Below are 25327 nucleotides of genomic sequence, written 5' to 3' on the forward strand. Positions count from 1 at the left end.
GATTGTTGGTCGGTTAAGTGGTTAATAATCAGTGTGACAAACGAAATTAGCATTACAAGAATATAATAAAATGAAAGTAACGCTGTTATATCAATAATCTCAGCTAAGTTTGAGACGAGCATTTAGCAATTTTTTAAGCTAAAAATTCATTTTTGTGCTTATTTTATCAAATAGAAATGTTATTTTGCTCGCGAATATTCTTGCGAATACCTAATATATATCACTATATTAGTATTTGCATTTAATTTTTTGAATAAATAAACAGGTATGAAAAGAACTGCAGGCTTTTTCAAAAGTGCTTTGTTAGTTGTCGGTGGATCAATGATGTTAACCTCATGTTTCCTTGGTGGAGGCGGTGGAAGACCTACGAGTTCACACCCAGGTGCGTTAAGTACCGCTACAGGATTGGCTTATAATGATGAAGATAATAACGGATTCGAGGTAAAACCTTATGCAGGTCAGCCAGAAGGACCGAATTTAGTTTTTATTGAAGGTGGCCGTGCCATCGTTGGTTCTTTTGAGGAAGATATTCTAAATAGAAGGGATAACATTGAGCGAACTGTTTCAGTGGCCTCTTTCTATATGGATGAAACGGAAATTGCCAACATTCACTGGTTAGAATACCTTCATTATCTAAATGTATCAGATTCTTCAAGAGAAGTTTATATTGCTGCTTTACCAGATACTACTGTTTGGGAAGCACGTTTAGCGTATAATGACCCTTACGTGGATCATTATTTAAGATACCCAGGGTTTAGATATTTCCCGGTTGTAGGTGTTAGCTGGGTACAGGCAAATAACTACGGAGATTGGAGAACAGCTGCAGTAAATCAAAAATTATATGAAGATTCTGGAGAAGAACTTCCTGAAACTTCTGGTGGTAGAATTCCATTGGAGTCAGGTATCGTACTTCCAAACTATAGATTGCCATCTGAAGCTGAGTGGGAATATGCTGCTACGGCTCTTATCGGTACTCAGTGGTTAGATGAAAATCAGACTCACCAAAGATTATATCCATGGGATGGCCATGCTCTTAGAAATCCGTATGGAAAAGAAATGGGTTACTTCCTGGCCAACTTCAAGAGAGGTAGAGGTGACTATGCCGGTATCGCTGGTAAATTAAATGATGGAGCTTTAATAACATCATATATTTATGAATTCCCTCCTAACGATTTCGGTCTATACAACATGGCTGGTAACGTAAGTGAGTGGGTGTTAGATGTGTACCGTCCAATGTCATTCCAGGATTTCGAAGATCTTAACCCAATAAGAAGAGATGGGTATATGGATGAAACATCTGGTTATGATTCAGATATTGAAAACAATCCAGAAGGTTTTACTTCATTAATTACTGATGAGTCAAGAGTATACAAAGGAGGTTCTTGGAAAGACGTTGCTTATTGGATGTCTCCAGGTACTAGAAGATACTTAGACCAAGATTCTTCTACTGCAACTATTGGATTCAGATGTGCTATGATTAGAGCAGGATCGAATTACTAGTTCTTAGAAATTAAGAAATTGAAGAGCCTCGGTATTCCTACCGGGGTTTTTTTGTGCATTTTATAGTAGTGGATGTGCCGTTCATAACATAATTTAATCTTATTAGAAAGCAAGCCGTAATAAATAAAGAACCCAATCAGACCATTTTTAACTCAAACAACCTAATTATGAAAAAAGGATTATTAAAACATGTTACAATTACGAGTTTTCTGATGCTCTCAGCTTTCATGTTAAAGGCACAGGGAATCGTATTTACGCCTCAAGTAAGTGGGGCAGCTAGTGTTTCACAACAAGTTGGTATTACTAACATTGAAGTGAATTACTCAAGACCCAATGTGGTTAGCCCGCAAGGGCAGGATAGAACCGGCAATTTATGGGGTAGCCCAACGGTTCCTTATGGTTTTACTAACCTAGGTTTTGGAACTGCGACAGAAGCTCCCTGGCGTGCAGGAGCAAATCAAAATACAGTAATTACATTTTCCACAGACGTAAAGGTGGAAGGTCAGGATTTAAGTGCGGGTAGTTATGGGCTACATATTGCGGTTTATGAAGATAATAAAGCGACTGTGATATTTTCCCGTGACACAGAATCTTGGGGTAGTTATTTCTACAATAAAGAGAATGATGCCTTAAGAGTTGACATAACTACCGTTGAGGTAGCGCAAACAGATTTGTTAACCTACAATTTTATAGAAGCTACAACCGATGAGGCTGTTTTAGCCTTAGATTGGGAGAAGAAAAGGTTTCCGATAAAAATTAGTGTTAATACACCCGAACTAGTTTATCAAAACTTTCAGGAAAAGTTAAAGGGAGATGAAGGGTTTAACGTACAATCCTGGGTGGCCGCAGCGAACTACCTAGCACAGAACAAAATTCACTTAGATGATGCGCTTAACTATGCTAATGCTGCGGTTGAAGGTCAATTTTTCAGTGATAAAAATTTTAACACACTTTCCACCAAAGCAGGTGTTTTAGTGGCGATGAACAATTTGGATGAAGCTGAAAAGGTGATGGACGAGGCCCTTTCAATGCCAGGCGTTTCAATCAACAATTATTATGGATATGGGCGGCAGTTAATCGCGCAAGATAGAGATAAAAAGGCGTTGGAAGTTTTTACAAAGGCAAGTAAAAAATGGTCTGACCATTGGTTAGCTCCTCATGGGTTAGCGCGGGCTTATTCTGCTATGGGTGATTACAAAAAAGCGGCTGAATATGAGACTAAAGCAATCGCTAAAGCCCCTGAAAATAGTAAGCAGGTATTAGAGGGATATCTTAAAACATTAAAAGAAGGGAAGGATTTTAATTAACAAAAAATCGAACTATATTAAGAAAAGGAAGTTATTCATTAGCTTCCTTTTTTTTATTTTATAATTATGGGGAAATCCTGCCCTTTAGAAAAAGTATGTGGAAACTGCATTTTGCCTTTGTGCTTTTTGGAGAACTCAGGTACCTGATCGTCTAAATAAGATTTTAATTCATAAATGGTCACCTTTCCATCGTTAGGTGATCCATCTGCTTTACCTGAAAGTGCTTCAAGTAAAACGTATGTAAAGATGCCATGCCCCAATTCCTTAAATTCAGTAGCAAATTGTTCGCTTCCTGCCGCAGCTAGCACGTGAATTCCCGTACTTCTGGAAAGTTGGGCCAGAGCCTTTTCTTCAGGAGCACCGCGCTGAGCCAGCAACTCTACACTACCACCTGATTGGCAGGCATCAATAATCAGCAATTGTTTAAGCGCTGAGATATTTTGTAATTCATTCTGAAGTTCTGTTGCACTTATTCCGTTTTGCTTGAGTTTGTCTTCACTATATAGTTTTACATTATCGGTTGGCACAATGTAAAAATTACCATCTACCATGCTTCCATGTCCGGCATAGTAGAAAAACAATACATCCTGTGGGGTAATTCGTTTCTCCAAAAGCTTCAGTTGCTCAAAGATATTGGCCTTTGTAGCCTCCTTATCGAAAAGGGGAATTACCTCCACCTTCTCGAATAAGTTTTTAGTATTTGTTTTAATAACGTCAATAAAGCCCTCCGCATCAGCACGTGCATAGTTTAGGTTTAAGTCTTCATTTTCGTAGTGATTGATGCCAATGGCAAATACATACAGAGAAGAACTTTTCTTACCTTCTTTTTCTACTGTAGTAGACTGCCTGTGCGATTCTATACCTACAGAATTAATGGCAACAGCTTCCAATGTATTAGCACCCGTAATAAGTGGAACCTGAACAGTAACTGCGCTTCTTCCATTTTTTAATTCTAATTCAGCTTCGTGGATTATCTTTTTATTGTGCATTACAACTATCTTTTCAGCACCGCCTCCCTGATCTTCCACTTTGATAATAACATCAATCTTATCTGTTTTTACTACTTCATTGGGGTGTGGAGCGATGAACTCTACAGTAGGTGGCGGAGACTTTCTGATTTGCTCATTAATGTCAAGCTTACTTGTTGATTTGCTGAATGTTTTATTGAGCAAGTCTGGTTGATAGTATTTGTTAAAGAACTGATCTACACTGTAGGACTCCATCCCCTTCACAAAAGCGATTTTATTGAATGCATTGAGTGAACCGCTAAAATATCCAGCCTTGTTGATGGCTACCCATTCGTTATTATCAAAAGTGACATAACTCACCAACTCTTCGTTATTTTCCAAATCCCAAATTTTGATCATGCCATCTTCTGAGCTACTGACAAGCCATTTTCCGGTATTGGTAAATTTTATATCAGTTACTGGCGCCTGATGACCTCTTAACGTATTAATTGAAGAACCATCACTTAATTTGAGCAATTCTATATCACGGTTTTCACCTGAGGCAGCAATTGTTCCATTAATTGGTTCAATAGCCAGTGCATACTGAGGCAATAAATCCTTCTTACGCCAGATTTGTAGGCCAGTTAATATATCCCAGGCCTTTATGGTACCATCCCAGGAAACGGATACTAATGTATTTTCATGGTGATCAATGGAATGAATAATATCGGTATGGCCAATGAAGTTAGTTACTGTGCTTTTGCTGTCTAACTCATATAAACTGAGTGTTTTATCCAGTCTGGCCATCAAGGCATAGATATCATCCCTGTAAAAACTCAATTCAAAAGGAGAGCCTTCATTGAAACGATAGACTTCTTCTGGTGTGTAATCGGCAAGGTTCCAGACTATGGCTGTTCCATCCCAACTGCCACTTATTAATTTGGCATCATCGTTCGAGAATGACAAGTCGAAAACCACCTCTCGATGGCCTTTGAGTGTTGCTAATAAGTCTCCGGTTTCTGCTGTCCATATTTTTACTTGTCCATCTGCTCCCCCTGTAGCTATGTACTTGCCGTTGTTACTGTATTTAACACTTAGTACTGCTTTCTCATGGCCCCTTAGCTCGCTGATAATTTGCCCTGATTGAATCTCCCAAATTCTTACTGCGCTTCCTACTTTGGCTTTGGCCAGATATTTATTATCTGGTGAAATATCAAAATCGTTTTTGAGATCAGTGTATTTTTTGATGTAGTAATCCCAACGTGAATTAGGATTGTAATCCAACCCCTGACCCTCTTTAACATTAATGCCACCTAGAGTTCTAAGAAGTTTGCCGGTTCTTGATTCGTAAATGGTAATTTTTTGTTCGTCATCAACGGTAACGATTTCTGACTCATCTACAGAAAATATTGCTTCATTCACCTTGTCATCGGTATACAAGGAGTATAACTTCTGCTTACTCTTAACATCAAACACAAACAGTGAATCATCTGTAAGTTGCAATAGATAGGTCGAGTTTTTAGAGATTTTCACTCCACGGCTATCATCAATATCTGTTTTAAATTCAGATATTATATCACCTGTTTTCGGATTATGGATAATTAGACTGCTATTATTTGAGAGTGATACCAGCGCATCATTATTGATATCCAGGAAGGTGGCGCAACCGCCACACCAACCAGTCTCAGGTTTATATTCAAACAGTTTATCACCTTTAAAATTATAGGAGGTAACTGTTCTGTTATCGTTGCCAAAGTAGATTTGATTGTCACTAGAAACCGTTGCTTCTACACCATAGCCAACACCTTTGTCAGGATTTACTTGAAATGATTTGATTGTATCTCCTGAGTTTAGATTCCACAAATAGGCCTTTGACTCAAATCCAGCAGTCACTAAATATTTATCATCATAAGATAGTGCAACCGATGTGAGATACTCCTCGCTAATGGAAAATGTATTTAGAATTTTCCCATCGATGATACTCCATTGTATTGCCCTACCGTCTGCACCACTACTTATGAAAAAAGAGCCATCCTTAGATACGGCTAAATCATTAATGGTATTGGTGTGTCCAAAAAATGTTCTGAGCTTTCGTCCCGTTTTCAGTTCCCAAAGAATAATGGTTTTGTCTCTGCTACCCGTAAGTAGATATCTGCCATCAGGGGTTGTGGCTACAGTTTTTATCACCGAAATATGACCGCGCTGAATAACAGTTTCTAATTTTTGAGAAAATGTAATTGTGCTGGTAAGAAAGAATATTAGAAATGAAGTAATTTTCATTTGACCAGTAAGAAACGTTAAATATACTTTCAATTCAGTGGAATACTTTCGCTACAAGTTGTAGAAAAATAGTTATAAACACCATCCACTGTGGTTATTTTTTGGTTCAGAATTAATTCTACTAGTTCTGGACAATCATTAAAGTATTCAGCCAAGCGCTTAAATTTTAATCCAAGAACGCCTTGGGTAACACGCACCAATTCTTTTTTGCCATGCCGGTAAAATAAGGGATATTCATCTATAATATCATTATCGTCCCAGACAAACTCCTTTTTGAAGTAGGTTATATGCTTATTCCTTCTAACCAATTTTAGGAAAATCTTATCTTGACTCTCATCTATTAGATACCTTGTTACAAAAAAAATCGTTTCTTCTCGCAGAGGTACCGACAGAAAATGAGTGTTGCCATACCCATAACCAACAATATCATTTGGGCCATATCTTTTCGGTCTTTTGTTTCCATTGGCAATGAACCGAATTCGCTTATAGAGGCTTTGAAAAGCACCATTATCTCTGTCTTTGACCCAACCTGAAATGGTGTCGCGTTCTGCAGTAATTAAATAACCAACCTGGTAACTAGAGTTCTGTGCATGAGATATCTGAATACACAGTAAAATATAAAGTAGTAAGACCGCTTTAAAAAGCCTCATGTTATGCTTGTGCGGCAAGCATTTCAAGAATATCATCCAGATGCTCTCGATTATTAGAAAGTCGGGGCACTTTATTTTGGCCACCTAGTTTACCTCTTTTCTCCATCCACTTGTAAAACGTGCCTTCAGCCACGCTGTGTACTTTTGGTGGTAATAAGGCCATATCTTGATAGCGCTTGGCATCATAATCTGAATTGACTTCACGAAGCTTTTTATCTAACAGCTCATTGAATTTCTCCTGACTTTCCGGCTTTTTTCTAAACTCAATGATCCATTCATGGCCACCTCTTTTTCCTTCATCGAAATAGATAGGTGCTGCCGTAAAATTATCAATAATGGCATTCGTTTGTTCACAAGCCCAGGTAATGGCAGATTCTGCATTTTCGATGATTAATTCCTCGCCAAAAGCATTGATGAAGTGTTTTGTTCTGCCGGAAATTTTAATTCTATACGGTTCAACCGAAGTGAATTTAACGGTATCGCCAATATTATATCGCCAAAGGCCGGCATTGGTAGAAATAATCATGGCATAATTTTTACCTATTTCCACTTCGCTTAATGAAAGTACTTTTGGGTGCTCCTTATGAATTTCATCAAAAGGAATGAACTCATAGAATATTCCATAATCCAGCATGAGCAACAATTCCTCTGAACCAATTTGATCTTGAATTCCAAAGAAGCCTTCAGAGGCATTATAGGTTTCCCAATAATGCATTTTATCCGAAGGAATTAATTTTTTGAATAGCTCTCTATAAGGAGTAAAAGCCACGGCTCCATGAAAAAATGCTTCAAGGTTTGGCCATACTTCCAATATATTATCTACTCCTTTAATCTCCATAATTCGTTGAAGAAGTAGTATTGTCCAAGTAGGCACACCAGACAAGGTCGTCACATTTTCCTCGGCTGTAACCTTGGCCATTTTTTCAATCTTTTCTTCCCACTTATCCATGAGTGCTACCTCTAAACTTGGAGTTCTAATCAACTGAGCCCAAAGAGGAAGATTTTTCATGATTACTGCAGAAACATCACCATAATAAGATTCTGCATTTTGATCGAATTCATTGATTTGATGGCTACCACCAATGGCTAAACCTTTACCCGTAAACATTCTTGAATCAGGGTAATTGTTGATGTATATAGAAATTAAGTCTTTACCTCCTTTATAGTGGCAATCTTCCAATGCTTCAGGTGAAACGGGAATAAACTTACTTCGAGCGTTAGTAGTACCACTTGATTTGGCAAACCATTTAACCTCAGAAGGCCACAGCACGTTTTGCTCGCCACGCATGAGCCTCTCTATATAAGGGAAAAGCTGTTCATAAGAATGCAGGGGTACTCTTTCCTGATACTGTTTATAATTTGAGATTGACTTGAAATCATACTTTTTTCCAAAATCTGTATTCTTGGCCTGATCAATTAATTTTCTGAATAGCTCGGCCTGAACATCATGTGGGTACTTGATGAAAAGTTCGATGTCATGAATTCTTTTTTTCATGACCCAGGAGATGATGGAATTGAGTATGTCCAAGTGAAATTGTTTAAACCAGAACTGTGAAATTATGAAAAAAGCCCTAGAAAGGGCTTTGATACTGCTTAGATTTTTCGCTTTAATTCGAAATGTTGACCCAGGTAAACTCTTCTTACCTGTTCGTCAGCTGCAAGTTCTTCTGCAGAACCTGCTTTCAGCAATTTACCTTCAAACATGAGGTACGCTCTATCTGTGATGGACAATGTTTCGTTCACATTGTGGTCAGTTATTAATATGCCTATATTCTTATCCTTAAGCTTGGCAACAATGGTCTGAATTTCTTCAACAGCAATAGGGTCTACACCTGCGAAGGGTTCATCTAATAATACGAAGTGCGGATCCACAGCTAGTGCTCTGGCAATTTCAGTTCTTCTTCGCTCACCACCTGACAATACCATGCCTAAATTCTTGCGAACATGTGTCAATGAGAATTCTTCAAGGAGTGCTTCCACTTTTTCTTTCTGCTCTTTTTTCGGAATGTTTCTCATCTCCAGAACAGCCATTATATTTTCTTCAACGCTAAGCTTTCTAAAAACAGAGGCTTCCTGAGCGAGATAACCTATGCCTAACTTTGCTCTACGATACATAGGCAGCTCTGTGATATTTTCTTGATCAAGGTATATCTGACCTTCGTTTGGCTTAATCAAACCAACAATCATATAGAAGGTGGTAGTTTTACCTGCACCATTTGGACCCAGTAGACCAACGATCTCTCCCTGCTCAACCTCTACGGACACATGATTAACTACTGTTCTCTTTTTATATTTTTTGACAAGATTATCTGCTCTTAAAATCATGGTTGCAAAACTAATTAATCAAACTGTATATCCTTAATATTAAGCTGAAGGGTCTTCATGCCTCGGAATTCATTCATTTCTATGGAATAGGCTATTCTAAAAAATGGTGTTGCTTCCAATTGTTCTTTCAAATCACTCAGGCCAAACCCAATACATTCAAAACTTTGTTCGTTATTTTCCTGCTTCAGGAAGAGCTTTAAATGTTTGTCTTTCAGTATACGCAAAGAACTTGCCAGTTTCACTTGATCTGTATAAAATATCGGAGCAAGGTTTTCAGGGCCAAAAGGCTCCATTTGGTTCAACACCTTGTAGAAGTTGGGCGTGATTGAGTCAAAATTAAGTTCAGCATCAATTTCAATTTGAGGAATTAGTAAATCATCAGGGATTGTGCTGGATACTACTTCTTCAAATTTTTGCTGAAACAATGGTACATTATCTATGGGTAAAGTAAGTCCGGCAGCATATTTATGACCGCCAAAATGATCTAATAAATCTCTGCAACTATCAATGGCGTTATACACATCAAATCCATAAACAGAACGAGCAGAACCGGTAGCCTTATCATCCGATTTAGTAAGTATTATGGTAGGCTTATAGTGTTTTTCAATACATCGGCTTGCCACAATCCCCACCACTCCTTTATGCCAGTCTTCTTTAAAAAGCACAGTGGACTTTGTAACAGTTCCATTATTTTCTTCAATCATGGCAAGGGCTTCCTGAGTGATGGAGCTATCTACTTCCCTTCTCTTATCATTTTTTATATTGAGTTTCTCCGCATAGTGGTAGGCCTCATCTTCCGTTTCTGCTAATAGCATATCCACGGCACCTTTGGCATGACTAATTCGGCCTGCGGCATTTATTCGTGGTGCAATTCCAAATACTATTCCTGTAATTGTTAGTTTTTTCTGAATGCCCGCAAGGTGTACCATGGCATTTAGCCCCGGCCGTTGTGCCTTTTCTAACTGGAGAAGTCCGTAATAGGCAAGAATGCGATTCTCACCGGTAATGGGTACGATATCCGATGCAATGCTAATAACCACTAAATCAAGAAATTCGAACGGATCAACAAGAATAGAATCAAGTTGATCTGAAATTGCCTGTATGAGCTTAAAGCCAATACCGCATCCGGAGAGTTCTTTATAAGGATATGGACAATCTTCTTGCTTTGGGTCGAGCACAGCTACCGCATTAGGCACTGTTTCCCCGGGCAGGTGATGATCGCAAATAATAAAATCTATTCCCAGATCATTTGCATAATCAATGAGCTCCACTGATTTGATTCCACAATCAAGTGCTATGATTAGTGAAAACCCATTTTCATGCGCATATTCAATTCCTTGTTTGGAAATGCCATACCCCTCTTTGTACCTGTCGGGAATATAAAACTCCGAATGATGATGAAATGAGTTAATGTACCCAAAACATAAAGCTACTGAAGTGGTGCCATCCACGTCATAATCGCCATAGACTAAAATCTTTTCATCGTTTTCGAAAGCCGTAATAATTCTGGCAACTGCCTTATCCATTCCTTTCATTAAAAATGGATCGTGTAAATGATCCAAAGATGGGCGGAAGAAGTCCTTGGCTTCATCGAAAGTGGTAATGCCACGTTGGGCGATGATAGTACCTAACGGCACGCTTACATTGATGGACTTACATAGCGCCTCAACTACTTCTTGATTAGGGATTGGTTTATGGTTCCATCGTTTATTCATGGCAATAAAAAAAGCAGTACGAAAGTACTGCTTTTAACTTATATGTTTAATGATATATTATTCTGAATCCGCTGGCTTCTCAGTAACAACGCCTTCTAATACATCTTTTATTTCTTTTCTAACACCATCTTGGTAAGGTACAATCCACGCATCTTTTACGCCCATCTCTCTAAGGTATTTCTTAAAGGTATCGGCCTCCCAATAGTCTCTAAACTGTCCTAAAGTGATTTTCTGCATTCCATCCTCGTTCTCACCACCGAAGTTTTCGTGATTTTCGAAGTACTTAGAAAGGTCTTTATTTCTGAATGCTCCAATCTGAACTTTGAATACAATGCCATCTACCATTTTGCCGCCAGATTCCATTTTTGGCTGAGCTGCTGGCTTTTCTCTAGCAGCTGCTTTTGCTGCCGCTAAATCGCTTCGCAACTTTGCCATGTCATCTTGCAATTCGCTAATCTTAGCGTCTTTATCACTTAGCTTCGATTGAAGGCTATTGTTATCAGACTTTAAGCTGTTTACCTGACCTTGCAACGCATCTTTATCATCAACAAGTTGTTTTAAAGCTTCAGGGTTCTTTTTGTACTCTTTGGCTTTATTTTTCCATTCTTTAGCTTCCGCCTTATCCAATTGTGCATTAGCATTAAAGGCGATGGCGCCAACCAAGATCAAGCTAAGTACTAGTGTAACTTTTTTCATTATGTAGTCTAGTTTGTAAAAATCTTTGAAAATATAGTCAATTAAATCAAATATAGGAAAAATTCGATTATTTCAGACTGCCCACCATGTCTTCAGGTCGAACCCATTGATCAAACTCTTCGGCTGTTAAAAAGCCTAGGTTAATGGCCTCCTCTTTTAGGGTAGTCCCATTTTCGTGAGCAGTTTTGGCAATCTTGGCCGCTTTTTCATACCCAATGTGGGTGTTAAGTGCAGTAACCAGCATTAAACTGTTGTTCAAATGTTGAGTAATACTCTTTTGATCAGGCTCAATTCCAATAGCACAGTTATCGTTAAATGATACACAAGCATCACCTATTAATCTTGCTGACTGAAGTAGGTTATTGGCCATTACAGGTTTAAAAACATTTAATTCGTAATGTCCCTGTGCACCACCAACAGAAATAGCCACATCGTTACCAATTACTTGCGCACATACCATGGTCATCGCTTCGCACTGTGTTGGATTCACTTTACCCGGCATAATAGATGAGCCAGGTTCATTTGCAGGAATAATAATTTCACCAATTCCTGATCTTGGACCTGATGCCAACATTCTGATATCATTAGCAATTTTATTTAAGGAAACTGCCAATTGCTTTAAGGCGCCATGTGTCTCCACAATGGCATCATGTGCGGCCAATGCTTCGAATTTATTTTCTGCGGATACAAAAGGGAGTTTGGTGAATTCGGCAATCTTTTTTGCTACTAATTCTGCATACCCTTTTGGTGTATTAATTCCTGTACCTACTGCTGTTCCACCTAATGCCAACTCAGCTAAGTGAGGTAAAGTATTTTTTAACGCTTTCAAACCATGATCTAATTGTGATACATAACCCGAAAACTCCTGACCGAGAGTCAGTGGCGTAGCGTCCATCAAGTGGGTTCTTCCGATTTTTACCACGTTCATGAACTCTTCAGACTTTTTCTTTAAGGTATCTCTAAGCTTCTCAACTCCAGGGATGGTTGTTTCTACAATTAATTTATACCCAGCAATATGCATTCCGGTAGGATAGGTATCATTTGAAGATTGAGATTTATTCACATCGTCATTCGGGTGAACATCGCTTTTTCCTTCACCTAACTTATTTCCGGCTATCACATGAGCTCTATTAGATACTACCTCGTTCACGTTCATGTTTGACTGAGTACCTGAGCCTGTTTGCCAAACAACCAATGGAAATTGGTCATCCAACTTTCCTTCTAAGATTTCATCACATGCTTTTGAGATTAAGTCTCTTTTTTCTTCACTCAATACACCCAACTCACAGTTAGTGTGAGCCGCGGCTTTCTTTAAATATGCAAAACCATAAATCACCTCCATTGGCATGCTGCCCGCTGGTCCAATTTTAAAATTGTTACGGGAACGTTCTGTTTGTGCTCCCCAATATTTGTCGGCAGGTACTTTTACCTCGCCCATGGTGTCTTTCTCTATTCTAAAGTCCATTGTTATGTGAATTTTATGATTTAACAATTGCGTAAACAAATTTAGAAAATAAATTATGTCGTGGTTGAGAATTCTTACTCAATTAAATTCGGCATTCACCGATACCTGGTCGGCATTCACCGATTGGCATAAACTTCAACCCCTATTTTCCCGCTATCATTGTATCATCATTAAAAACAAAAACTCAAAATAATGGGACAAGAACACATACAAGATCGAAGATTCTGGCTAGGCCTGGTATTCGTATTTATCGGAGGAGTTTTACTTCTTGACAATCTAAACATCATACCTTATTACATTCCTGATTATTTATTATCATGGAAGACCTTTCTTATTGCTTTAGGTACATACTTTATTATTGGTAGAAAAAAGCCTGAGCCTGGTATCATTATGATTGTGATAGGTAGCGTCTTCTTGCTTCAAGATTTCTATTACTTCAGAATCAGAGACATATGGCACATATTATGGCCTTCAATTTTCATCATCATAGGTGGGTCTCTTATTCTTAGAAGAAGCAGAAACAAAGATTCTGAAGCTCAAGGTTTGGACGGTGAAAAAAAAAATAATGTAGACTATGTTGATGATTTTGCTGTGCTCGGTGGTCGCGAGATATCAGTAGATTCGCAAAACTTTAAAGGGGGAAAAATTTCAGCAGTACTGGGTGGTTCTTCCATCGACTTACGAAATGCAGGGCTGGCTGAAGGTGAAAATGTGATAGATGTATTTGCCATGTTTGGTGGCACGTCTATTATAGTACCACAAGACTGGACAGTGAAAATGGAAGTATTTTCTTTATTGGGGGGCTTTAGTGATAAAAGGGACAGCTCGGTCAAAGTTGTGCCACACCCAGGAAAAGTATTAGTGGTAAAAGGATTTGTGATGTTTGGTGGAGGCGATATTAAATACACCAAATAATAGCAATGCAACATCCACTAACCGGTAAAGCCCTATTATTTTACTTATTAGCATGGGCAGCAATTATTGCCGCTCATGCTAATATTTTATTCTATCAGTTTGGCTTTGATTTCATTTATTCAGCGACTGATAGCCTAGTTTATAACATTTCGTTTTTGGGGTTCGGTTTGCTTTACTGGTATGTTGTTCAATACATTACTCCAGACAGTCAGGGCATTACAGCAACAGTGCTTAATCAAGGGTTGGCTGTAGTTATTGGAGTTAGTTTTCTTACCTATTTGTGTAATTCATTTCTGGCGAGCTTTGGTGTAGATAACCCGGAGATCAGTTCTTTTCTTTCAATGTCAATTCCGTGGAGGATATTTTTAGGAACCTTCTTTTTGGGGATGATTGTACTGGTTTATTACCTATTGCAATACACGGCTAATCTAAAGCAGAAAGAAAAGGAAGAAGTTGAATTGCAGCATTTGTTAAAGAATGCAGAGTTAGAAACATTGAAATTTCAACTCAACCCGCACTTTATTTTCAACAGTCTGAACTCCATAAGTTCATTAACCTTAACCAATCCGGAGAAAGCACATGAAATGGTGGTAAAACTGTCAGAATTCTTAAGAGGATCGTTAGGTCAAAAAGAAGCGGAGCTGCATTCGTTAAAAGATGAGTTGGCTCAAATGAATCGCTATTTAGAAATTGAAAGAATACGCTTTGGAGATCGACTGGTGTTAGAAGAGGATATAAATGAAGGCTGTTATGATCGACTAGTGCCTAATTTAATCTTACAACCACTATATGAAAATGCCATTAAATATGGAATATATGAGCAACTAGAGTCAGTGAAAATCTTTACCCGAACGCATTGCACAGAAGATAATTTAACTATCTTGATTTCTAATAATTACGATTCGGAGTCCACCCCTCAAAAAGGGAAAGGCATTGGATTGAAGAATGTTAGAAACAGGTTAGAACTAATTTATGGCAAGTCCGATTTGGTGACAATTAAGCGCGAGCGAGACAATTTTTCCATAGAGTTACAGATACCTCAAACCACAAAAAACAACGATGATTAAGGCAATTATTATTGACGATGAACAACTAGCCAGAGATGTGATCAGAAAATTTCTGGAAGATTTTGATCAGATAGAAGTAGCTGCAGAATGTGCGAATGGTTTTGAAGGAATCAAGGCAATAGCAGAACATCAACCCGAGTTATTATTCCTTGATGTGCAGATGCCAAAACTTACAGGATTTGAAATGTTGGAGCTGCTGGATCCAGCTCCTGTCATTGTGTTTAGTACGGCCTATGATCAGTATGCCATCAAAGCTTTTGAATTAAGTGCTGCTGACTATCTTTTAAAACCTTATTCCAGAGATCGATTTAAAGAAGCCGTGAATAAGGCCTTGGATAAAATTCATAAGCCTGAAGAGAACAAAAAGTCATTAGATAAGCTACAAGAATCAAGTCTTTCTAAGGAGAAAATTGATCGAATTGTGATCCGCTCAGGGTCTAAACTCACCATTATTTCTGTGGATGATATCGATTACATTGAGGCGCAAGATGATTACGTAGAAGTTCACTCCGCTGGAAAGAAATACCTCAAACAAATGACCATGAAGGCTTTAGAAAATAGTTTGCCCGATGAGTTTGTAAGGGTGCATCGTTCAGCCATCATTCATATTGATCGGTTGGATAAAATTGAGCCTTATTCTAAGGATTCTTATGTGGCTATCTTAAAGAGTGGCGAAAAAGTTTCAGTGAGTAGATCAGGTTATCAGTTGCTTAAGGAGAAGCTGGGCTTTTAACTCAATTTCCTAAAAAACTCCCATATCACAATTCCTAAACTAACGGAGATATTTAGCGAATGCTTGGTGCCGTATTGCGGAATTTCTATGGTTAAGTCAGAAAGATTCACCACATCCTGATCCACGCCAAAAACCTCATTTCCAAATATTAAACAATATTTTTCGTCTTTTTTAGGTTCGAACTCCTCTAAGGAGATGCTGTTCTCCACCTGCTCAATGCTAATAATAGTATAGCCATCTTTTTTTAGTTGACCAACGGCCTCTTTCACATCTGCCACATGCTCCCACTCCACTGATTCTGTTGCACCCAAGGCCGTTTTTTGAATTTCACGATGAGGGGGTATTCCTGTAATGCCCCCTAGATAAATTTTCTCTACTAAGAATGCATCAGAAGTGCGAAACGCGGAGCCTACATTATTGAGGCTTCTTATGTTATCGAGCAGAATTACAACCGGAATTTTGTTGGCGGCCTTAAATTCATCAACACTTTTTCTGTCCAGTTCTTCGTTGGGTATTTTTCTCATTCGGTAAGTTCAAATTCAAAGTTCAACATTCTTCATTCAATATTCAAAAGCATCCTTCATTTGCCTTTGCGTAACCCTTCAAAAAAATGAATCTTTGTAAATTATAAAACCACTACATGTCGAAAACTAAAGACGCCAAAGAAACTCCTTTGATGAAGCAATACAATGCCATTAAGGCAAAGTATCCGGGTGCTTTATTACTTTTTAGAGTGGGAGACTTTTATGAAACGTTTGGTGAAGATGCTGTGAAGGCAGCCAAAGTTTTAGACATAGTACTTACCAAAAGAGCTAATGGTTCTGCCTCACATATTGAGCTGGCTGGTTTTCCGCACCATGCCATGGATACGTACTTACCCAAACTCGTAAGAGCAGGCAATCGGGTAGCGATTTGCGATCAGTTGGAAGACCCTAAATCGGTAAAGGGAATTGTGAAACGAGGGGTTACCGAACTCGTTACTCCAGGACTTTCATTTAACGATAACGTACTTGATAAGAGGTCTAACAACTTTTTGGCTTCTATTTATTTTGGAAAAAATTATATCGGGGTTTCATTTTTGGATCTTTCAACGGGCGAGTTTATGGCTGCTCGCGGTAATGAAGATTATATTTCTAAATTAATTCAAGGTTTCAATCCTTCTGAGATAATTTACAGTAAGCCCGACTATCAAAAAGTTGAAGGTCTGATAGGTGACGAGTACAATCTGTTCTCATTAGATGAATGGATATTCAGCTATGATTTTACCTATGAAAAGTTAACCGGTCATTTTAAGACCTCTTCATTAAAGGGTTTTGGAATTGAGGAGCTAGGCGAAGCAATTATATCAGCTGGGGCGGTTTTACAATATCTCGAAGAAACGGAGCACCGTGAAACAGATCATATTTCGGCCATTTCAAGAATTGATGAAGATAAGTACGTTTGGCTTGATAAGTTCACCATAAGAAATTTAGAGCTGATTTACCCTCAGAATGATGGTGGAGTACCGCTCATTACTATTTTAGACGGCACTGAAACTCCGATGGGTTCAAGAATGCTTAAAAAATGGATGGTATTGCCATTGAAAGACACATCAGCCATTTCGGAGCGACACAAAATTGTTGAGGCTTTTTTGGCGGATGAAGAAATTCTTGAGTCAATAAGAGCAAGCCTGAAGCAGATTGGAGATTTGGAACGATTGATTTCTAAAGTGGCTGTTGGACGCATCAATCCTCGAGAACTAAATCAACTGAAAAAGGCGCTTAATAATACGCGACCAATTTATGATCAATTGATCGATCATAAGTTGCCAGAAATTAAGCAATTGGCCGATCAGATTAATTTGTGTGAGGTGCTTCTTCAAAAGATTGAACATGAATTGAAAGAAGATGTTCCCATTGTTTCTAATCAGGGAAACATCATTAAGGAAGGCATAAATGAGGAATTGGATGAATTGAGAAAGATTGCTTACTCAGGTAAAGATTATCTGGTTCAGATTCAAAAACGAGAAATTGAGAGGACAGGGATATCATCTTTAAAGATCGCATACAACAAAGTTTTCGGATATTATCTGGAGGTGAGTAATGCCCATAAAGATAAAGTGCCACAAGAGTGGATTCGCAAGCAGACACTTGTCAATGCCGAGCGATACATTACCGAAGAATTAAAAGTGTATGAAGAAAAAATCCTGAATGCTGAGGACAAGCTGATTGTGATCGAACAGCGTATTTATCAGGATTTGGTGAGGGCAGCTGCCGAGTATGTTACTCCCATACAGAATAATGCACGTATTTTGGCCAAATTAGACTGTCTGGTATCTTTTGCTTGTATCGCAAAGGCGAATAACTATAAGAAGCCTGACGTAAATGATGGTACCTCCATAGATATTAAAGAAGGACGCCACCCGGTAATTGAGCAGCAATTGCCTTTAGGCGAATCGTATGTGCCCAATTCGGTGTATCTGGATAATGATTCTCAACAAATCATGATAATTACAGGCCCTAATATGGCGGGTAAATCTGCATTATTGAGGCAAACCGCCTTAATTGTGTTGATGGCACAAATGGGGTCTTTCGTCCCAGCAGAAAGTGCAACAATAGGAATCATTGATAAAGTCTTTACAAGAGTAGGAGCGTCCGATAATCTATCCAGAGGGGAGTCTACTTTTATGGTGGAGATGATCGAAACGGCCAGTATACTTAATAACCTAAGTGACAGAAGTTTGGTCCTTATGGATGAAATTGGCCGCGGAACCAGCACCTATGATGGTGTCTCTATTGCTTGGGCGATTGTTGAGTTTTTACATAACCATCAGGATTTCAGAGCTAAAACATTATTTGCGACACACTATCATGAGCTAAACCAGTTGGCCGATGATTTTGTACGAATTAAAAACTTCAATGTTTCTGTTAAGGAGGTGGGCGACAAGATCATCTTTATGCGAAAGCTCAAGGAAGGTGGTAGTGAGCACAGTTTTGGCATTCATGTGGCTCAGTTAGCAGGCATGCCCAATAATGTAGTGATTCGAGCTAACGAGATAATGCATTTCCTGGAAAAGGACAAGAGTAAAAATGATACTAAAAAGAAATTGGAGGCAGTGCCTAAAGCAAATTACCAGATGAATCTATTCGAGGCTGATCCCAGGTTCAAAGAAGTATCGACAATGATGGAAGCACTTGATATTAATACCATTTCTCCTGTTGAAGCATTACTTAAATTGAATGAAATTCAAAAAATTCTAAAAAAGAAGAACTAATCCCCTCTTTCTTGTTGTTTCATCAACCCTATTTGCTAATAGACAATTATTATACAGGGATATGACATAAGTCAGAATTCCAATCGTTTAATAATTTGTAACTTTGCACTTTATAATATAATTGAATTACGGCATGGCCGAAGTAGTATTAGAAAAAAGAAACAGACCAATCTTAAAGCAGGAAATAGCTTTCGCGATTGTTCATTTAATTCCATTAGCAGCGATTTGGACAGGGGCCACTCTGTTCGACTGGATTGTGTGCGCTGCCCTTTATGTTTTCAGAATGTTCTGGATAACAGGTGGTTATCATCGTTATTTTGCGCACAAATCGTATAAAACATCACGATTTTTTCAGTTTTGGATAGCATTTTTTGCCATGACATCCGCCCAAAAAGGAGCACTTTGGTGGGCAGCACATCACCGTCATCATCATCGCCATAGCGATACTCCCAAAGATCCACATTCGATGAAGTTGTATGGTTTTTGGTATTCACATGTAGGCTGGATCATTGGGCCTGATTATAAAGAAACCGATTTCAAAACCATAGGTGATTTTGCCAAATACCCAGAGTTGGTATGGTTAAATAAGCATTATTTAGTTCCGCCCACTATTTTAGCCATTGCAGTTACCGCATTAGGTGCGTATGTTAATGGTGGTAGTATACTATTGTTTTTCACACACCATGGCTTGTCTACTTTGTTTATAGGATTCTTTCTGAGCACTGTACTTACGTATCATGGTACGTTTACCATTAACTCAATCATGCATAAATTTGGTAAGCAGCGTTACGAATCAGGGGATGAATCTAAAAACAGCCTTTGGTTGGCATTGCTTACGTTAGGCGAAGGGTGGCATAATAACCATCACTATTATGAAGTAGCGGCACGCCAGGGGTTCTTTTGGTGGGAAATAGACCTTACCTACTATGGGCTTAAGGTATTAAGTTGGTTTGGCCTGATTTGGGATCTTCGTGGAGTGCCTAAACATATCAAGTATTCTAAGAATAAAGAACACGCCAAAGAACTTGCGCAAGAGATGAAACAAAATGCTGCTTAATCTTTGAATAATAGTGTTTTCGGTTACAATTTCGTATCTTTTCCAATTAACAAATAAACAATTTAATTAAGTTGGCTAAATCTGTACTAACATTTTTGTTACTCTTTGCGGGCTATTTCTCTGTCCAAAGCCAAAACCTATCTAATAAAACAATTCCTTTAGAGGTAAAAGATGCGGTAACCGAGGCGTTGAGTTTCTTTCCTGAATTAGATGAATACGCTATTGAGTTTAAATACAGAAATAAACTCAAAAACAGAGTGATGCAGGCTCAGCCTAAAATAAAGACATTCTTCAAAGGCAGAGAAAAAAGGCACTACAAAATATCTATGAGTAAAAATTTGGTGATGAATGACACTACCATGACCATAGATCAATTGCCACACTCCATTTTGGTGGGTTGGTTTGCACACGAACTCGGCCACGTGATGGACTATAAAGACCGAAGTGCTGGTAACCTGATTAAATTCGCTTTTAAATATCTTACTTCTAAGCCTTTTTTAAAGAGATCGGAGTTACGGGCAGATGCTTTGGCTACTGATAAAGGTTGTGGTAATCACTTGATAAAAACAAAGAAATTTATCTTGTTTAGATCAAAATTTCCGAAGGAGTATAAAGCCAAGATCAAGGAGCTTTACCCATCTCCCGAAGATATTACCGCAATGGCGGAGGAGTAAAAAGATTTTTTTCTAATAAAGACATTGCATTTTAATATGCCTTGTTTAAATTTGCAACCACTTGAAGGAAACGACCTTCATTTTATCAAAAAGCGAGAGTAGCTCAGCTGGTAGAGCGCAACCTTGCCAAGGTTGAGGTCGCGGGTTCGAACCCCGTCTCCCGCTCTGGATATGCCGTCTTGGCAATACCGAGGCGGCATCTTTTTTTGAGAAAATTTAACTATCTAGTAGTTGATGCCTGCCTAAGATGGCAGACAAGCCCAGGTGGTGCCAATGACGCGCAAAGCGGTCATGGTCGTGACATTCCAATGGAATCGTCACGAGAATTGGTAACACTGGGATCAAAAAAACTAAACTAGATTTTTCTAGTTAATGCCCGGGTGGTGGAATTGGTAGACACGCAGGACTTAAAATCCTGTGACCATTGCGGTCGTGCGGGTTCAAGTCCCGCCCCGGGTACAAAAACCCCTGTTAACCTTCTGGTTTTCAGGGGTTTTGTTTTTTTATTGGAATTTAAAAAATCACCAGATTATAAAGAGATAACCTAAAACACCCCCCTCGCCTTAATCTCTAAATACTTGTTAATAGAATCAACCGTCAAGTTTTCAGGAGTGGTTAAAATGGCATCTATACCATGTTTGTTCAACTCTTTGACTATTAACTCCTTTTCTGTTTTAAATTTTATGGCAATAGTTTTCGTATAAATATCCTCTAAGGCGTCAGATTTCTGTTCTATAAGTGCATCGAGTTCTACATTTTTAAATATGACTACGATCAATCGCTGATATTTTGAGATTGCCTTCAAATGATCAATCTCGCGTTGTAAACTAGAAAGACCTTCGAAATTCGTGTATAGGAAAAGGAGGGCTCGCTTTTTAATTGTTTTCCTCACCCAAAAAGCAAGCTTGGAATAGTTGGCTTCCGAAAAATCAGTTTCCTGGTTATACAATGCCTCAAGTAAATGGGTTATTTGTGATTTCTTTTTAGAAGCAGATACCATCAAGTCTACTTCTTTATTAAAGCAAATGAGTCCTGGATAATCATCTTTAACATAGGCAGTATTTAACATCACCAACCCAGAGTTGATAGAATAATCCAGTAATGAAAGCTTTTCAAAGGGCATTTGCATTACCCTGCCTTTGTTAATGATGACATAGACCTCTTGCGATTTTTCGTCTTGGTATTGGTTAACCATTAATTGAGAAGTTCTGGCAGTGGCTTTCCAGTTTATTGCTCTAATATCATCACCAACAATAAATTCCCGTATTTGATCAAACTCATAGTTGTGACCTATCTTTCTTATCTTCTTAATACCAGAGTCATACAAGCGATCAGATACTGCCAGGAATGAATATTTTTTAACTTGATTAATAGAAGGGTAAACCTTGGTCATTTCACCGGCTTCGGATTGATATCTTCGTTGGATAAGGTGTGCAAATGTTGATAGGTAGAGATTGATGTTGCCGAAATGATACTCTCCACGTTCAAAAGGACGGATTGTATAGCTTACCTCTTGCTTCTTTCCAGCGGCAATATCACCTTTAAAGGTTTTATCCCTACTCTGAAATTGAACTGGGAGCTCGTCAATTAGTGTAAACTTACAGTCATAAGGCAACTGACTTTCTATTTGTACTAGAATAACATTTTCATCTCCATTGGAAAGTCTCTCAGGGGATATTCTTTTGATCTTAACTGCCCCATCTATTCTAAAGAGTTGAACCACTTCGAACAATATGGCTAGAATGAATAAAAATAGTAGACCATTGGCTATTCCGAGTATGAAAGGGTTCATACTGCCTAAAACAAAAACCAACACCAGCAGACCTACACTCGCGTAGAAATTAAATGTTAGGTATAATGATTGTATGATTCGGAAAAGGCGCATTCTATCAATTAGGCACTTCTACTTTATCTACTATCAATTGGATGGCCGTATGCGCGGTCATTCCCTGCATTTCTTTTTCAGGGGTCAACATAATGCGGTGATTCAATACCGGAATAACCATATCCTTCACATCATCAGGGGTTACAAAATCTCTACCTTGTACAGCGGCATACGTTTTGGCACTGTGTAAGAGACTAATACCTGCTCTTGGTGATGCCCCTAAATAGATGTTCGGATTGTTTCGTGTTTCATGTATGAGGCTGGCAATATAATGAAGTATTTCACGCTTCACATTAATTTGTTTTACCGTTTCCTGTATTGCTTTCAGCTTTTTAGCATCAATAATTTTATTGATGTTTTTCAGATTAAGATGGATGCCACCTGTCATGTGTAATTCTAATATTTTCTGTTCATCATCCAGGTTAGGGTAATCCACGATCAACTTGAACATAAAGCGATCTAACTGTGCCTCCGGTAACCTGTAAGTACCCTCATGTTCTACTGGGTTTTGAGTGCCAATGACAATAAAAGGAGATTCCAATTCATACCGAGTTCCATCCACCGTAATCTGTCGTTCCTCCATACATTCAAAAAGTGACGATTGTGTTTTGGCGGGGGCTCTATTTATTTCATCTATTAACACAACGTTCGAGAATATTGGACCGGATTTAAAGTCAAACTCTGTAGACTTAGGATTGTAGATCATTGTGCCGATCACATCGCTGGGCATTAAATCTGGTGTGAATTGAATTCTGCTGAATTTCGCATCTACCGTTTTAGATAGGCATTTGGCCGTCAATGTTTTAGCTACTCCGGGCATACCCTCAATCAGCACATGCCCTTCACAGAATAAAGCAATTGTTAATTGCTCAACGATTTTTTGTTGCCCTAACACAGCACTCCCTATCTCTTTTTGAATGGCCTCAAAAGTTTCTTGAACCACGGAGAGATCAACGCGTGATTCGAAAATATTATCATTTTCCATAAGATCTGGCTTTTTTATAAAAGTTTTCTATCAATTTTTCCTGTTCAATTATTCGTTCATCTAACACATTGGCTACTGCTCGAATAACTTTGAAATTTGTAACTAAAAGGCTAACATCTTCGAAAGGCACTCCTGAAGAGTTTGAAAGATGTTTGGCGAATGTATCATCAAGTACTTCCGTATCCAACCTGTATTTTTCCCTCACTTCGGCAAGAAAGTAATCTATCCTTTTCATTCCGATGTCTTTATGATCGCTTTCATTGTAATAAAGCTGACCAATCGTTTCGACAAATTCTACCGTTGTATTGGCCTTAGTAGGTAAAACAGGTATAATCCTTTGCTTTCTTTTTGATGCAAAAATGATATACAATAGTGTGCCCAAAAGAAGAAGATAAAGAGCCTGTTGTAACCCTTCAGTTGTTAAAATATGTTGAAATGGAGTTTTGCTAATGTAGTTTTTTCGCACTTTGTAGTATTCATCCCAAATGGTATGCTGATCAGGTAAATAAGATAATACCTGACTTATATAATGATGATTTTCATCTGCTAGCATAAATACATTGGAGAAGACATTTGGGGTTAAATGGAGGTATATTTTACCCTTACCGAATGTTGAAAAGGCAAAATTGGGCTGATCGTCTGAATTAAAACCTAGATAATTTCCCTCATCAGAATTGGCAAAATAAGAACGGAAGAACATGCTCTGATTGGGTGCAGTATATCTGGTGCTGTCATCCTTTAAATAGAATATGTAGCTGGTTTGAATTTCATCATCAAAACTATTTTCTATGCTTAGGTTAAGAGTATCCAATAAGGCTTGTGAAATTGTTCTACTGGCTATCAACACCTGATTTCCATTATTCACGAACTCTAAGAGTGCCTCCAGTTCTACTTCAGCAGGCTGAAATGAGTTATTAATAATTATTAGGTTAGTTTTTTGTTGAGCATCATCAAGAGTTTGAGATAGTGATTCACTTGACGATACGATGGATTCAGAAAATATACTCTCCAATTCGTTGAACAACACAAAATTGCCGTACGGAATTTTATCATACCTCGAATAAGATTCAAGCCATACTACTTCTTTTGGTTTTATTGATTCCAACACTCCAATAAGCACCAGCGCGATTCCTGAAACGATATAGTATTTGTATTTACTCCACATTTACTGTTCCATTAAAATCTCTGAAAGTGGCATGTAAATCCTCAAAATGCTTTTCGTCAATAGTTACCCCGCCAAACCAAACATATTGATAACACCGGGCCAATAGGGCAAATTGATCTGAATATTCTGTTGACAGTTCTCGTTGGTAATCTCGGATAGTTTTTGCCTTATTCAATTCTATTTTCCCTAAATCTGAAAGAATCTTTAAAGCCTGTAAAAATAAATAGCGAATGGCCTCATTGTATTTTTGGTTCTGAATCGATTGCCGTATCAGGTCCTCCCATTCGATCTCTTCTTTTATTAGTAGAAGGTCATCGTCCGACATGGTTAGCTGGTGTCGCTTTCTTCCAATTAATCCAAATACTCCTTTCCTATATAAGCTGTATAGCACAAGGCCAATGGCAGTGAGTGCCAATGCCCATAGCAGAACTCTAATGATTATATAAACTATCTGTCCAATTGCTTCTTCGTCTTTATCTTGAAAATAATCCTGAAGAAGATCAGCAAGCCACTCTCTGAACCCAAGCCACCAGCTTACTTGGGCTGAATCAGTGGAGTAATTAAAATCTGTATCGGAACGATATTGCTCTAACTGCGAGGAGTTAAAACTTCTGACATCTCTTGTGGTGAGTGTGTCAGAAGTTCCGAACAGATTAAATGTGATAGTAACAAATAGAAATAGCGTTAACCCGAATCTCAACCCTGCGC

General features: G+C 38.4%; 20 protein-coding genes and 2 tRNA genes. 10 read left to right on the plus strand and 12 right to left on the minus strand.

Annotated elements, in window-relative coordinates; genetic code table 11:
- Positions 1–267 precede the first annotated feature (267 nt).
- Positions 268–1500 carry a gliding motility lipoprotein GldJ gene (gldJ, locus tag JR347_RS04210; protein ID WP_205722805.1) on the plus strand — a complete coding sequence of 411 codons (1233 nt, stop codon included), beginning with the start codon at positions 268–270 and terminating at the stop codon, positions 1498–1500.
- 167 nt (positions 1501–1667) lie between these two features.
- Positions 1668–2807 carry a DUF2911 domain-containing protein gene (locus JR347_RS04215; RefSeq protein WP_205722806.1) on the plus strand — a complete coding sequence of 380 codons (1140 nt, stop codon included), beginning with the start codon at positions 1668–1670 and terminating at the stop codon, positions 2805–2807.
- Between the two features lie 53 nt (positions 2808–2860).
- On the opposite strand, the gene JR347_RS04220 is transcribed toward JR347_RS04215, so the two are convergent.
- From JR347_RS04220 to fumC, 7 genes are all read right to left on the minus strand, one after another.
- Positions 2861–6034 carry a WD40 domain-containing protein gene (locus tag JR347_RS04220; RefSeq protein WP_205722807.1) on the minus strand — a complete coding sequence of 1058 codons (3174 nt, stop codon included), beginning with the start codon at positions 6032–6034 and terminating at the stop codon, positions 2861–2863.
- Positions 6035–6063: 29 nt separating this feature from the next.
- Entirely contained in the window at positions 6064–6684 is a 621-nt protein-coding gene (locus JR347_RS04225) for a hypothetical protein (protein ID WP_205722808.1), read from the minus strand.
- Position 6685: 1 nt separating this feature from the next.
- Positions 6686–8179 carry a GH3 auxin-responsive promoter family protein gene (locus JR347_RS04230; protein ID WP_205722809.1) on the minus strand — a complete coding sequence of 498 codons (1494 nt, stop codon included), beginning with the start codon at positions 8177–8179 and terminating at the stop codon, positions 6686–6688.
- Positions 8180–8277: 98 nt separating this feature from the next.
- A complete protein-coding gene (gene lptB / locus JR347_RS04235; protein ID WP_205722810.1) occupies positions 8278–9009 on the minus strand; it encodes an LPS export ABC transporter ATP-binding protein in 732 nt (243 codons plus the stop codon).
- 14 nt (positions 9010–9023) lie between these two features.
- Positions 9024–10724 carry a single-stranded-DNA-specific exonuclease RecJ gene (gene recJ, locus JR347_RS04240; protein ID WP_205722811.1) on the minus strand — a complete coding sequence of 567 codons (1701 nt, stop codon included), beginning with the start codon at positions 10722–10724 and terminating at the stop codon, positions 9024–9026.
- Between the two features lie 57 nt (positions 10725–10781).
- On the minus strand, positions 10782–11420 hold the full coding sequence (locus tag JR347_RS04245) for an SPOR domain-containing protein (RefSeq protein WP_205722812.1): 639 nt from the start codon (positions 11418–11420) through the stop codon (positions 10782–10784).
- Positions 11421–11487: 67 nt separating this feature from the next.
- Positions 11488–12885 carry a class II fumarate hydratase gene (gene fumC, locus JR347_RS04250; protein ID WP_205722813.1) on the minus strand — a complete coding sequence of 466 codons (1398 nt, stop codon included), beginning with the start codon at positions 12883–12885 and terminating at the stop codon, positions 11488–11490.
- Positions 12886–13077: 192 nt separating this feature from the next.
- Between fumC and JR347_RS04255 the strand changes: the two genes are divergently transcribed.
- From JR347_RS04255 to JR347_RS04265, 3 genes are read left to right on the plus strand one after another with little or no spacing between them, the layout of a single operon-like run.
- Positions 13078–13800, plus strand: coding sequence for a LiaF transmembrane domain-containing protein (locus JR347_RS04255; protein ID WP_205722814.1), 723 nt, complete (start codon positions 13078–13080; stop codon positions 13798–13800).
- A gap of 5 nt (positions 13801–13805) precedes the next feature.
- Positions 13806–14867 (plus strand): sensor histidine kinase, encoded by a 1062-nt coding sequence (locus JR347_RS04260; protein ID WP_205722815.1) that lies wholly within the window; start codon positions 13806–13808, stop codon positions 14865–14867.
- Complete coding sequence (locus JR347_RS04265; RefSeq protein WP_205722816.1) at positions 14860–15600, plus strand: LytR/AlgR family response regulator transcription factor; 741 nt, start codon at positions 14860–14862, stop codon at positions 15598–15600. Before JR347_RS04260 ends, JR347_RS04265 begins: the two co-directional genes overlap by 8 nt.
- Here the strand turns inward: JR347_RS04265 and JR347_RS04270 are convergent.
- Entirely contained in the window at positions 15597–16124 is a 528-nt protein-coding gene (locus tag JR347_RS04270) for an RNA methyltransferase (RefSeq protein WP_205722817.1), read from the minus strand. The genes JR347_RS04265 and JR347_RS04270 overlap by 4 nt on opposite strands.
- Positions 16125–16240: 116 nt before the next feature.
- Here JR347_RS04270 and mutS point away from each other — a divergent pair, with 116 nt between their 5' ends.
- The 5 genes from mutS to JR347_RS04295 all read left to right on the plus strand — a co-directional run bounded on the left by mutS (position 16241) and on the right by JR347_RS04295 (position 21043).
- Positions 16241–18853, plus strand: coding sequence for a DNA mismatch repair protein MutS (mutS, locus tag JR347_RS04275; protein ID WP_205722818.1), 2613 nt, complete (start codon positions 16241–16243; stop codon positions 18851–18853).
- 133 nt (positions 18854–18986) lie between these two features.
- Entirely contained in the window at positions 18987–19910 is a 924-nt protein-coding gene (locus JR347_RS04280; protein ID WP_205722819.1) for an acyl-CoA desaturase, read from the plus strand.
- Positions 19911–19981: 71 nt separating this feature from the next.
- Positions 19982–20584, plus strand: coding sequence for a hypothetical protein (locus tag JR347_RS04285; RefSeq protein ID WP_205722820.1), 603 nt, complete (start codon positions 19982–19984; stop codon positions 20582–20584).
- 92 nt (positions 20585–20676) lie between these two features.
- Positions 20677–20749 (plus strand) — tRNA-Gly (locus tag JR347_RS04290).
- 209 nt (positions 20750–20958) lie between these two features.
- Positions 20959–21043, plus strand: a tRNA-Leu gene (locus JR347_RS04295).
- 85 nt (positions 21044–21128) lie between these two features.
- Here JR347_RS04295 and JR347_RS04300 read toward each other — a convergent pair.
- From JR347_RS04300 to JR347_RS04315, 4 genes are read right to left on the minus strand one after another with little or no spacing between them, the layout of a single operon-like run.
- Positions 21129–22469: a DUF58 domain-containing protein gene (locus tag JR347_RS04300; protein ID WP_205722821.1), complete on the minus strand. Its 1341-nt coding sequence runs from the start codon at positions 22467–22469 to the stop codon at positions 21129–21131.
- Positions 22470–22473: 4 nt separating this feature from the next.
- Positions 22474–23454 (minus strand): AAA family ATPase, encoded by a 981-nt coding sequence (locus JR347_RS04305; protein ID WP_205722822.1) that lies wholly within the window; start codon positions 23452–23454, stop codon positions 22474–22476.
- The gene (locus JR347_RS04310; protein ID WP_205722823.1) at positions 23444–24619 is read right to left on the minus strand and encodes a DUF4350 domain-containing protein; all 1176 of its coding nucleotides are present in this window, start codon (positions 24617–24619) and stop codon (positions 23444–23446) included. Before JR347_RS04310 ends, JR347_RS04305 begins: the two co-directional genes overlap by 11 nt.
- Positions 24609–25319: a DUF4129 domain-containing protein gene (locus JR347_RS04315; protein ID WP_205722824.1), complete on the minus strand. Its 711-nt coding sequence runs from the start codon at positions 25317–25319 to the stop codon at positions 24609–24611. The genes JR347_RS04310 and JR347_RS04315 overlap by 11 nt, the downstream gene beginning before the upstream one ends.
- Between the last annotated feature and the right edge of the window lie 8 nt (positions 25320–25327).

Source organism: Fulvivirga lutea (assembly GCF_017068455.1).
Taxonomy (GTDB): domain Bacteria; phylum Bacteroidota; class Bacteroidia; order Cytophagales; family Cyclobacteriaceae; genus Fulvivirga; species Fulvivirga lutea.

What these genes read in the sequence shown, in the direction of transcription:
- gldJ (WP_205722805.1), top strand. Translation starts at nt 268, where the DNA reads ATGAAAAGAACTGCAGGCTTTTTCAAAAGTGCTTTGTTAGTTGTCGGT.
- JR347_RS04215 (WP_205722806.1), top strand. Translation starts at nt 1,668, where the DNA reads ATGAAAAAAGGATTATTAAAACATGTTACAATTACGAGTTTTCTGATG.
- JR347_RS04220 (WP_205722807.1), bottom strand. Translation starts at nt 6,034, where the DNA reads ATGAAAATTACTTCATTTCTAATATTCTTTCTTACCAGCACAATTACA.
- JR347_RS04225 (WP_205722808.1), bottom strand. Translation starts at nt 6,684, where the DNA reads ATGAGGCTTTTTAAAGCGGTCTTACTACTTTATATTTTACTGTGTATT.
- JR347_RS04230 (WP_205722809.1), bottom strand. Translation starts at nt 8,179, where the DNA reads ATGAAAAAAAGAATTCATGACATCGAACTTTTCATCAAGTACCCACAT.
- lptB (WP_205722810.1), bottom strand. Translation starts at nt 9,009, where the DNA reads ATGATTTTAAGAGCAGATAATCTTGTCAAAAAATATAAAAAGAGAACA.
- recJ (WP_205722811.1), bottom strand. Translation starts at nt 10,724, where the DNA reads ATGAATAAACGATGGAACCATAAACCAATCCCTAATCAAGAAGTAGTT.
- JR347_RS04245 (WP_205722812.1), bottom strand. Translation starts at nt 11,420, where the DNA reads ATGAAAAAAGTTACACTAGTACTTAGCTTGATCTTGGTTGGCGCCATC.
- fumC (WP_205722813.1), bottom strand. Translation starts at nt 12,885, where the DNA reads ATGGACTTTAGAATAGAGAAAGACACCATGGGCGAGGTAAAAGTACCT.
- JR347_RS04255 (WP_205722814.1), top strand. Translation starts at nt 13,078, where the DNA reads ATGGGACAAGAACACATACAAGATCGAAGATTCTGGCTAGGCCTGGTA.
- JR347_RS04260 (WP_205722815.1), top strand. Translation starts at nt 13,806, where the DNA reads ATGCAACATCCACTAACCGGTAAAGCCCTATTATTTTACTTATTAGCA.
- JR347_RS04265 (WP_205722816.1), top strand. Translation starts at nt 14,860, where the DNA reads ATGATTAAGGCAATTATTATTGACGATGAACAACTAGCCAGAGATGTG.
- JR347_RS04270 (WP_205722817.1), bottom strand. Translation starts at nt 16,124, where the DNA reads ATGAGAAAAATACCCAACGAAGAACTGGACAGAAAAAGTGTTGATGAA.
- mutS (WP_205722818.1), top strand. Translation starts at nt 16,241, where the DNA reads ATGTCGAAAACTAAAGACGCCAAAGAAACTCCTTTGATGAAGCAATAC.
- JR347_RS04280 (WP_205722819.1), top strand. Translation starts at nt 18,987, where the DNA reads ATGGCCGAAGTAGTATTAGAAAAAAGAAACAGACCAATCTTAAAGCAG.
- JR347_RS04300 (WP_205722821.1), bottom strand. Translation starts at nt 22,469, where the DNA reads ATGCGCCTTTTCCGAATCATACAATCATTATACCTAACATTTAATTTC.
- JR347_RS04305 (WP_205722822.1), bottom strand. Translation starts at nt 23,454, where the DNA reads ATGGAAAATGATAATATTTTCGAATCACGCGTTGATCTCTCCGTGGTT.
- JR347_RS04310 (WP_205722823.1), bottom strand. Translation starts at nt 24,619, where the DNA reads ATGTGGAGTAAATACAAATACTATATCGTTTCAGGAATCGCGCTGGTG.